Genomic DNA, 8,874 nt, shown 5'->3' with positions numbered 1-8,874 from the left:
ATCTCCCGTTCCTTCTTCAGAATACGGTTCTCTTTGCGAAGGCGGGTTAATTCTTTCTGAACATCGTCATGCGGCCCCGACATCAAATCATCATGTTTGTGCTGGGCAACCCATTTATTAAGAGTAGAGATACCGTTACCAAGATCCCCAGCCACTTGCTTGCGAGTCAAACCACTGGTGAGGGCAAGCTGGATGGTTTCCGATTTAAACGCATCTGATCTTTTGAGATTCATAAGTTCCTCATGTTGAGCTCAGTCTAACAGAAAGTACTCTCCACTTCATAGGGGCGGGACCAGGTATTTTGTAGGCTATATTTCTCCACCAGTTTAGGGTATGTCTCTTATTGATTAGGTGCAGGAATATTGATACATGCTTTTCTTGCAGGAAAGCGTGTTTGACACCGGATTTTTAGAGAGGACAGCCTAATGTGTGGCATTGTTGGTTTATGGGATGCAAAGCAGGGAGTATCTGAACAAGATTTAAAATCTTTTGTGGACCAAATGAGTGATCAAATTGTAGCACGTGGTCCTGATGCAGGCGGGGCGTGGGTGGATGGCGAACAAGGTGTCGCGCTGGGCCACCGTCGCTTGTCTATCATTGATCTTACCGAAGCAGGTAGTCAACCTATGACGTCTTCCTGTGGGCGTTATGTTATTGTTTACAACGGTGAAATATATAACTCCAAAGAGTTGCGTGAGGATATTTCGTTCCATAAACGCAGTTATCGTGGTTATTCTGATACGGAAACGATTGTTGAAAGTTGCGCGACAATTGGGGTGCGTAAAACTGTCGAAAAACTTATCGGTATGTTTGCGTTTGCCCTATGGGACAAGCAAGAGAAAAGTTTGTGTCTGGTGCGAGATCGACTGGGGATAAAGCCGTTATATTGGGCTGACTATAACGGGACGTTGTTATTTGCCTCGGAATTAAAATCCATTGTCAAGCATCCCTCTTTTGTGAAAGAGGTCAACTATGATGCGGTGGCATCTTACTTGCGCCACAGCTATGTACCGGCACCATATTCCATATACCAAAATGTCTACAAGATGCTTCCGGGGGAAGTGCTGACGCGTCGGGTGGACGGCGTAATTACCAAAGAAAAATTTTGGTCCATGCAGGACGTTTATAGGCAAGGTAAAGATAGTCCCTTCCAAGGCAGCGCGAAAGAGGCGGTAGACGCATTAGATAGTTTGTTGCGCGATAGCGTAAAACGCCGGATGGTGGCAGATGTCCCATTGGGAGCTTTTTTGTCCGGCGGGATAGATTCCTCTTTGGTTGCAGGCGCGATGCAGGCGCAATCTAGTCAGAAAATCAAAACCTTTTCCATTGGGTTTTCGGAAAGTGATTTTAATGAAGCCCCCCATGCCCGCGCAGTGGCGGAGCATTTGGGCACTGATCACACAGAATTGTATGTGATGCCTGAAATGGCACAAGAGGTTATTCCACAGTTACCGGTTATGTTTGATGAACCGTTTGCGGATTCTTCACAAATTCCGACGTATCTTGTAAGTGCAATGACGCGTAAGCATGTAACCGTTGCTTTAAGCGGAGATGGGGGGGATGAGTTATTCTGTGGCTATAGTCGATATTTGATGGCAGGACACATGGGAGAAAAGATTTCAGCTCTTCCACCGTTTTTAAGAAAAGTTGGGGCAGGAGTGATCAAGTCTGTTCCCCCGCAGGCATGGAACCAGATGGCGAAGGTCGTGCCGGAAGGAAGACGTCCTAAGCATATAGGTTCTAAGCTATACAAACTGGCTGCTGTGTTGGATGGTCGCAAGGACGATCTGTTTCGCAGTTTTCTCAGCCATTGGGATGCGGATGAGCTCGCGGATTTGATTGTTAAAGGCCGCGAAATTGAAACACTTTTGCAAGATGAGACACTGAATCAGCAGGTGCCCAATTTTTATGAACGTATGCAATATATTGATACTTTGATGTATCTGCCGGATGACATTTTAACTAAAGTTGATCGCGCGAGTATGGCGGTGTCGCTGGAAGCGCGTGTTCCTTTACTGGATCATCGGGTTGTTGAGTTTGCATGGTCGTTGCCGCATGAAATGAAGGTACATCAGGGGAAGGCAAAGTGGATTTTAAAGCAGACTTTACAGCGTTATGTACCCGCAGAAATTACAGAGCGCCCTAAAATGGGTTTTGGTGTTCCTGTCGGGGAATGGATAAAAGGCCCCTTGCGAGAGTGGGCTGAGGCTTTGTTGTCGGAGCAGAAGTTACTTCAACACAATCTGGTTCAAGTTGAGGCCGTTCGTCAGCGCTGGCACGAGCACCAGTTGGGAACGCATAATTGGCAGGCCGGTCTTTGGAACGTGTTGATGTTGCAAAGCTGGGCAGATGAGTGGTTGTAAGTGAAATTTGGAACAATGTGTGTAAAGTGATCGTTTGAGATTAAGCGTGGGTAGATGCAAGGTAGAACGAACTTCAGAGCGATGTTTTTATCAATAGGTTTTTCATCTTTTATTGGTGTTCTTGAAAGAGGAACTAAGATGTTAGTTTAAAAGCAATATTAAGTTTCGATTTGGTTCTTTGAGGCGATAATTTCATGACTTCTGATCTCAAACTTTGATGAAGACTTATCAAGCGTTTTTGACGCTTTGCATTTATTTTAAAGTCATTCCCCATGGTAAAAGACGTTATAAGTAATAAGGCAACTCTAAGGCAGTGTAATGAATAAAGATATTTTGGTTGTCATTGTTAGCTTGAACCGCGGTGGCGCAGAAATTCATCTTTCGCAGGTTCTCCCCGGCTTGGTTGCTAAAGGGATGAAGGTGAAGGTCTTTCTTCTGAGTGAGCCAGGTGAGTTGGCAGATCAGATAGAGAGTCAAGGGGTTGGCCTAGTGTTGCCTTGGGTGCGCAAAAAGTTTGGAAACAGCCTCTTAAAAGTACTGAAAATATTATTAAATAGTTTTCAGCTTTTTTTATATCTTCTTTTTAAGCGTCCCCATATCGTTCATTTCTTTTTACCGCAGACTTATCTAGTTGGCGGGCTGTTGTCTTGGATGGCTCGAAACCCTGTAAGATTGATGTCGCGACGTAGTTTGAACTTGTATTTAAATAAATACCCGGAGATTGTTCGAAAGATCGAATATTGGTTACATGCGAAAATGACCTGTATCATAGGCAATTCTCGAAAAGTTGTGACGCAATTGATTGAAGAAGAGGGGGTTCCGAAAGAAAAAGCGCATCTGATATATAACGGTATTTATCTTAAAAAGAGTCAGGATATCGATTTGAAAGCGACATTTGGGGTGTCCGAGGAGAGCGTTATTTTGGTGATGGTGGCAAATTTGATCCCCTACAAGGGGCACGTTGATTTGATATCGGCTTTGTCAAAAGTGCTTACATCTCTAAGGTGGGACCTCCTCCTTATTGGTAATGATAGCAGCAATATTCGAGAGGCGTTGGAGGCGCAAGCTGCGACAGAAAATATCGGAGATCGTGTTCATTTTTTGGGTAAGCGTAGCGATGTTGTCGATATTTTGAGCCATTGCGATATTGGTATTCTGGCCTCTCATGAAGAAGGTTTTTCTAACGCAATTTTAGAAGGTATGGGCAGTGGCCTGCCGATGGTTGTAACTGATGTTGGGGGGAATGCTGAAGCAATCATTGACCAAGAATGTGGCCTTGTTGTACCTGCAAAGGCACCGGATAAAATAGCAGTGGCCTTAAATCAATTGATTGAAAGCGAAGCCTTGAGGCGGGAGTTCGGACAGGCTGCAAAGGCGCGATTTGAGGCGCATTTCCAGTTGGAAAATTGTGTTCAGGCGTATTTTGATTTCTATCAAGGTCATTTTGATAAATAAGCCGTAACATGGACCGGGGCTATAAAGTCGCCGGTCCGTAGAGTGCTTTTTCTTCTTTTTTATACCAAGCCCACAGCCAGTTGCCGTAGTCAAAGTGCCACCATTCACTGGGGAGGTTGGTAAAACCTGCTTTGATCATGGCGGTGTACAAAATTTTGCGGTTTGTTGCCGCGATCCCGCCGATGGGGTAATCGCTCCAGCTTTTTTCATGGGGATCATCGAAATCTCCACCCATGTCCAAAAAACGTCCATGGGCATCAGCCAGCGTAACGTCTACGGATCCGCCGGTGAGGTGCGGGCTTGGTTGATGTCTGTCAGCCGTGGCTTTGGAGGCATAGTTCTGGGTCAGTTCTTCCACCTCGTCATTACTGAGGTATGGATTCTCTTTTTCCAAAACCTGTTTGATGGAGAAAAAGAGACTTTCCTGTACTTCTTGCGGTCGCCACCCATCCAGCAATACAAGTTTGTAGTCCGGTGCCAGAATGTCCGCCACTTGTAACAGTCGATCATAAACCGATTGGCGCACCCAAACTTCGGGGAGGGCGCCACGTATTTTAGTTTGATAATAGGCAGGCCAGACGATCCAATGGGGGCAAGGGCTGGCAGGGACCAGTTTTTCAGCGCTGTCCCCCGCCTTGATGGTTTCTCTGGCGGCTTGGCGATCAAGTACGATTCTATTGTCCATTACATCACGACCTTAGGCAGCCAAATGGTCAGTTGCGGGGCGAGAATGACAACCAGCAACACCATCATTGCCACAAGAATAAACGGCCAGATGGCCACGAACAAACGGCTGACATCGACCCGCCCCACGGCTGAGGCGACAAACAGGCAGGCCCCCATGGGCGGCGTGATGAGTGCAATGGTAATGTTGAGTGTCACCACAATGCCAAGATGGATAGGATCGATCCCGGCGACGTGCGCGACCGGTACAAAAATAGGCGTCAGCAGCATGAGGACGGAGACCTCTTCCATAAACATGCCGGTGATGAAGGTGATCAGGGAAATGACGATCAGAATGAGTGTCGGATGGTCCATCAAAGGGGTCAGTAAACCCGCGAATCCTTGGGGGGCATTGGCAAAGGCCAGTTGCCACGAAATGATGGAGGATATTGCGATAATGGCAAAGACGGCGGAACAGAGAATCGCTGTCTGAATTAGGGATTCCCAAATCTTTTCCCAAGTCAGGTTTTTGGTGACAATGCCCCAAGCCAGAACGTAGGCGATGGTTAATGCGCCGGACTCGGTCGGGGTTGCAACCCCCATGACAATCCCTGCCACAATAATTGTCGGCGCAATAATGACGGGAAGGGCTTGAAAGATGGAGACGGCAATTTCTTTGATGCCTGCACGCTTATCGCGTTTCTCGATGTTATAGCGGCGCGAATAATAAGCGTTCATGGCAATAAAGGCCGCGCCAAGCAATAAGCCGGGGATGATCCCGCCCAAAAACATGCTGCCAACCGAGGTGCCGGTTTGGCTGGCATAAATAATCATAAAGATAGAGGGGGGAACGATGGGCCCAATCAGGGAACTGGCAGCTGTCAAACCCGCTGCATAATGTTCGGGAAAGCCCTGCTTTTTCATCCCCGGAATGAGAACGGTCCCTAATGCTGACGTATCCGCAATGGCAGATCCGTTGACACCGGCAAAAAACACGCTGGACACCACGTTGACGTGACCGATCCCGCCACGCAAATGCCCAACCAGATTATTGGCGAGTTTCATCAAGCGAGGCGTCATGCCGCCGTTATTCATCAGGTTACCGGCAAGGATAAACAGCGGAATTGCCATCAAGGCAAAGACATCAATGCCGCCAAAAGCCTGTTGCGGCATGATCCGCATCATTTGATCAAAGCCGACAAAGGAAAACCCGACAACAGCCGTTACCATCAAACCTAAAAAGAGGGGGAAGCCGAGCGCGACGTGGATCAGCATCACCGCGAGCATAACGAGAATCATCATTTGAGGTCGTCCGACTGAGTGCGTTTTTCAAATGGTCCTTTCAAAAGGACCAGCAAGAACAGAAACCCGAAACCAACGGGAAAGGAAATCAAGGGCAGAGAGCGCGAGACTTGCAGTCCCGGCGTCTTAAAGAAACTGACTTTACCCATATATTTATAGGAAAACCAAGCCATGGCTCCGGCAAGGATCAGGGTCACGATCCATTGGTAAAAAATAATGGTTTTGCGCAAGGTGGGGGAAACTTTGCGTTCCAGCACATCTACCCGCATGTGCCCGCCCTTGACCCAAACCGCGCCGATCCCCAGAACGGCAGCATAGATGATCATATAGCGGGCAAGTTCATCAAACCAGATGGGGGAAGATCCAAAAAGGTAACGGGAAAATACCCCGTAAAAAATAAACAGGCTCACCCCACCGACTAAAAGGGCTGACACACCCAAAGTCGCGCGTGTCAGCCAGTCAATTAGAAAGCGCCTCATTATTTCAGAAGATCAGACTTACCAAGATCTTTGAAAGCAGCTTCGATAAAGGCTTTGTCGATGCTTTGCTCACCCAACCATTTGATGAAGCCCGGCTGACCGATTTTCTGGAAGTCGGCCATTTGTGCTTCTGTCGGGGTGATGATGGTCATGCCGTTGTCGGCCAACCACTGAACACGTTTTTCAACATTCGCCTGCACGTCATCACGTGTTTTGGCGTTGGCTTCTGCAACGGCCTCTTCCAACACCTTGCGATCAGCGTCAGACAGTGAGTTCAGCCAGTCGCCGTTCCCGACCAGGAACTGCATGGAATATTGTACGTTGGCACGTGTCAAGTATTTTTGGACTTCGTTCAAGGACCCGATGATGATGTACATCGGCGGGTTCATTTGCCCTTCAACAACGCCTGTTTGCAGGGCCGCATAGACTTCTGTCCAAGGAACAGGCGTGCCGGACGCGCCCATTGCTTCATACAAAGCAACCTGTGATGGATCCATCGCGCGGAACTTCATGCCTTTAAAGTCAGCCGGTTCGTGGATTGCCTTGTCAGAGCTGGTAAAGGCAAGGAAGCCACCTTCTTCAACAACAGCCAGAATTTCAGACCCGCCGCTGCGCTCTTTAAAGGCAGCTTCAATCATGGACCAGTATTTGCCTTCATCAAAGAATTTGCGGGCAATTTCCGGTGTGTTGAACATAAATGGTGTGTTGGACACAAAAACTTCCGGCACAACGGGGGACAGGCCGGCGAAGCTTGCGATGTTCAAAGACGGGGTTGCCAGTGTGTTTTCCATACGCTCCTGCTCGTCACCAAGCTGGGAGTTCGGATAAAGTTCGATCTCGATGTCGGATTTTTCCTCGACGATTTTTTCGAGTGTTGTGGCAAAGAAGTGAACTGCGTTCTTTTCCATGTCCGGCGGGCCATTGTAGCCCAGTTTGACGGTTTCAGCATTTGCTGCCATGGATACGGACGCAAAGAGCGATGCTGCGAGTAACAAAGCCTTTTTCATTTTTCTAGTCTCCTGTATTTCTTTTGCCAGACCCTTTGCGGGCGGCGCTTTATATTGACCCCTTCCGACTCTGTATCCCAACACCGTTGAAAGCGTGGAAGGTGATTTAACGTACATTATTACAGAAATGTTATCAATCTATCAAAGTTATTTTTTATGTTATAATGTTAACATTCGTTCTTGGCGGTAAAATATCCACTCAATTAAACCGCTTAAGATGTGTTAGGCTGGTTGGCATATAATAAAGAAGCAGGACAACAGGGATGCATGACGTAGAAATTCTAACTGAGGCGATTGCGAAAGTAGAATCTCAGCTGACTCATAAAGAAAGACGGATTGCGGCCTATCTGCAGGCGCGACCAGATGCTGTTCTCGTTCAAAGTAATACGGATATCGCCCGCACTTTAAATATAAGCCCGATGACCCTGACGCGGTTTTACAGAAAGCTGGGATTCGCAAATTCCGCTGATATTCGCACACAAGCGATGCAAAGCAGTTTCGGCCCGGAAAGTTATCGCATAGATCAGCGCTTTCAATCATTGAACCGGGGGAGTGATGACGAGGATCTGGAACTCTGCAATGCAGCTGTCCGATCTGTCTTTGATCTTAGAACGACAGCATTGTGGGAAGAGGTGGTCCAGCTCTTTACCAAATCGGACGCGATTTCTGTCACGGGTTTTCAGACCATGCATTTTCTCGCAGATGGATTCTATCGTCGCTTGTCTTATATGAGAAACCGGGTGCGGATGATTGATGGTATTGATGGCGTCTACGCCGACCTTCTACCGGCCAAGGGTGAGAACGTCACTCTCATCATAATAGATACGTTCCGTTATGGGGCGCATGGTCCTTTATTAACATCCTTGGCGCGGGAACGTGGGATCAATGTTGTGGTGATTGCGGATGAGTTTTGTGATTGGGCAACCGGACTGACACCACACATTTTAAGATTCCCGGCTGAAACCCGATTTGTTCTGGGGATGCCGATTGCTATTACCACGGCTTTGACCCTCTTACTACAGGATGTGGGAGCCGCATTAGGGGAGTCAGCTTCCCTAAGAATGAAAGAACTTTCAAAAGCGCAGGAACATTTTGGGCTCTTTCTGGAATAAGTACGCCTGATTCTGTTCTTTCGCAGAAGGGTAATTTAAGGTTTCTGGAGGTTTTCCGGGGTTGGACCTAAAAAACGGGTATTCCTAACGTTCCCGATACGAATTAAGTTTTGTTTATTTTCAATGGATTACGTTAAAAAATGAAACTTTTGTCACTTTTTTGAAAAAAGGTGTTTACAGGGTGGGGCGAGATCCTTATAACCCGTCTTCACCAACGGGGCGCTGCCCCAGCGGGGCTCTCGAAAAACACTTTGAGAACAACGAGTTAGACCGGATTGGTTTAGTAAGTTTTGCTAAGGTGTTACAGTTTTTTTAAAGAAACTAATTTTGAGGGTTGACGGCCTCGGGTAAGGCCTTTATAAACCGCCCTCCGCACCGAGCCTTGCTCTGGTTGCCGGATTGCTCTTTTACAAGTACATATGACCGAAAGGGATACGCAGGCGGCGGATTGAAGTCGGACAGCATTCTAGTTGGACGAACTCATGAAGTTTAT

At 47.4% G+C, this 8,874-nt stretch carries 8 protein-coding genes; 3 read left to right on the top strand and 5 right to left on the bottom strand.

What is annotated here, in order from left to right; genetic code table 11:
- Positions 1-233 (bottom strand): transposase (locus Q397_RS0119620; RefSeq protein WP_028880796.1); only part of this gene is annotated, 233 nt, incomplete at its 3' end.
- 192 nt (positions 234-425) lie between these two features.
- Here Q397_RS0119620 and asnB point away from each other — a divergent pair.
- Complete coding sequence (gene asnB, locus Q397_RS0119615; protein ID WP_028880843.1) at positions 426-2,363, top strand: asparagine synthase (glutamine-hydrolyzing); 1,938 nt, start codon at positions 426-428, stop codon at positions 2,361-2,363.
- 318 nt (positions 2,364-2,681) lie between these two features.
- Positions 2,682-3,818: a glycosyltransferase gene (locus Q397_RS23530; protein WP_051610385.1), complete on the top strand. Its 1,137-nt coding sequence runs from the start codon at positions 2,682-2,684 to the stop codon at positions 3,816-3,818.
- Between the two features lie 19 nt (positions 3,819-3,837).
- On the opposite strand, the gene Q397_RS23525 is transcribed toward Q397_RS23530, so the two are convergent.
- The 4 genes from Q397_RS23525 to dctP are packed head-to-tail and all read right to left on the bottom strand — an operon-like array spanning position 3,838 to position 7,269.
- Positions 3,838-4,503 (bottom strand): M15 family metallopeptidase, encoded by a 666-nt coding sequence (locus Q397_RS23525; protein WP_051610383.1) that lies wholly within the window; start codon positions 4,501-4,503, stop codon positions 3,838-3,840.
- Positions 4,503-5,783 carry a TRAP transporter large permease gene (locus Q397_RS0119600; RefSeq protein WP_205618870.1) on the bottom strand — a complete coding sequence of 427 codons (1,281 nt, stop codon included), beginning with the start codon at positions 5,781-5,783 and terminating at the stop codon, positions 4,503-4,505. The genes Q397_RS23525 and Q397_RS0119600 overlap by 1 nt, the downstream gene beginning before the upstream one ends.
- Positions 5,780-6,262 carry a TRAP transporter small permease gene (locus Q397_RS0119595; protein WP_038014970.1) on the bottom strand — a complete coding sequence of 161 codons (483 nt, stop codon included), beginning with the start codon at positions 6,260-6,262 and terminating at the stop codon, positions 5,780-5,782. Before Q397_RS0119595 ends, Q397_RS0119600 begins: the two co-directional genes overlap by 4 nt.
- Complete coding sequence (gene dctP / locus Q397_RS0119590) at positions 6,262-7,269, bottom strand: TRAP transporter substrate-binding protein DctP (RefSeq protein ID WP_028880840.1); 1,008 nt, start codon at positions 7,267-7,269, stop codon at positions 6,262-6,264. Before dctP ends, Q397_RS0119595 begins: the two co-directional genes overlap by 1 nt.
- Before the next feature lie 263 nt (positions 7,270-7,532).
- Here dctP and Q397_RS0119585 point away from each other — a divergent pair, with 263 nt between their 5' ends.
- Positions 7,533-8,381: a MurR/RpiR family transcriptional regulator gene (locus tag Q397_RS0119585; RefSeq protein ID WP_028880839.1), complete on the top strand. Its 849-nt coding sequence runs from the start codon at positions 7,533-7,535 to the stop codon at positions 8,379-8,381.
- The last annotated feature ends 493 nt before the right edge of the window (positions 8,382-8,874 follow it).

Origin of the sequence: Terasakiella pusilla DSM 6293, assembly GCF_000688235.1 — a bacterium.
GTDB lineage: Bacteria > Pseudomonadota > Alphaproteobacteria > Rhodospirillales > Terasakiellaceae > Terasakiella > Terasakiella pusilla.
This window is presented reverse-complemented; position numbering and strand designations above follow the sequence as displayed.

Coding starts and splice junctions, on each gene's coding strand:
- asnB (WP_028880843.1), top strand. CDS start 426: ATGTGTGGCATTGTTGGTTTATGGGATGCAAAGCAGGGAGTATCTGAA.
- Q397_RS23530 (WP_051610385.1), top strand. CDS start 2,682: ATGAATAAAGATATTTTGGTTGTCATTGTTAGCTTGAACCGCGGTGGC.
- Q397_RS23525 (WP_051610383.1), bottom strand. CDS start 4,503: ATGGACAATAGAATCGTACTTGATCGCCAAGCCGCCAGAGAAACCATC.
- Q397_RS0119600 (WP_205618870.1), bottom strand. CDS start 5,783: ATGATGATTCTCGTTATGCTCGCGGTGATGCTGATCCACGTCGCGCTC.
- Q397_RS0119595 (WP_038014970.1), bottom strand. CDS start 6,262: ATGAGGCGCTTTCTAATTGACTGGCTGACACGCGCGACTTTGGGTGTG.
- dctP (WP_028880840.1), bottom strand. CDS start 7,269: ATGAAAAAGGCTTTGTTACTCGCAGCATCGCTCTTTGCGTCCGTATCC.
- Q397_RS0119585 (WP_028880839.1), top strand. CDS start 7,533: ATGCATGACGTAGAAATTCTAACTGAGGCGATTGCGAAAGTAGAATCT.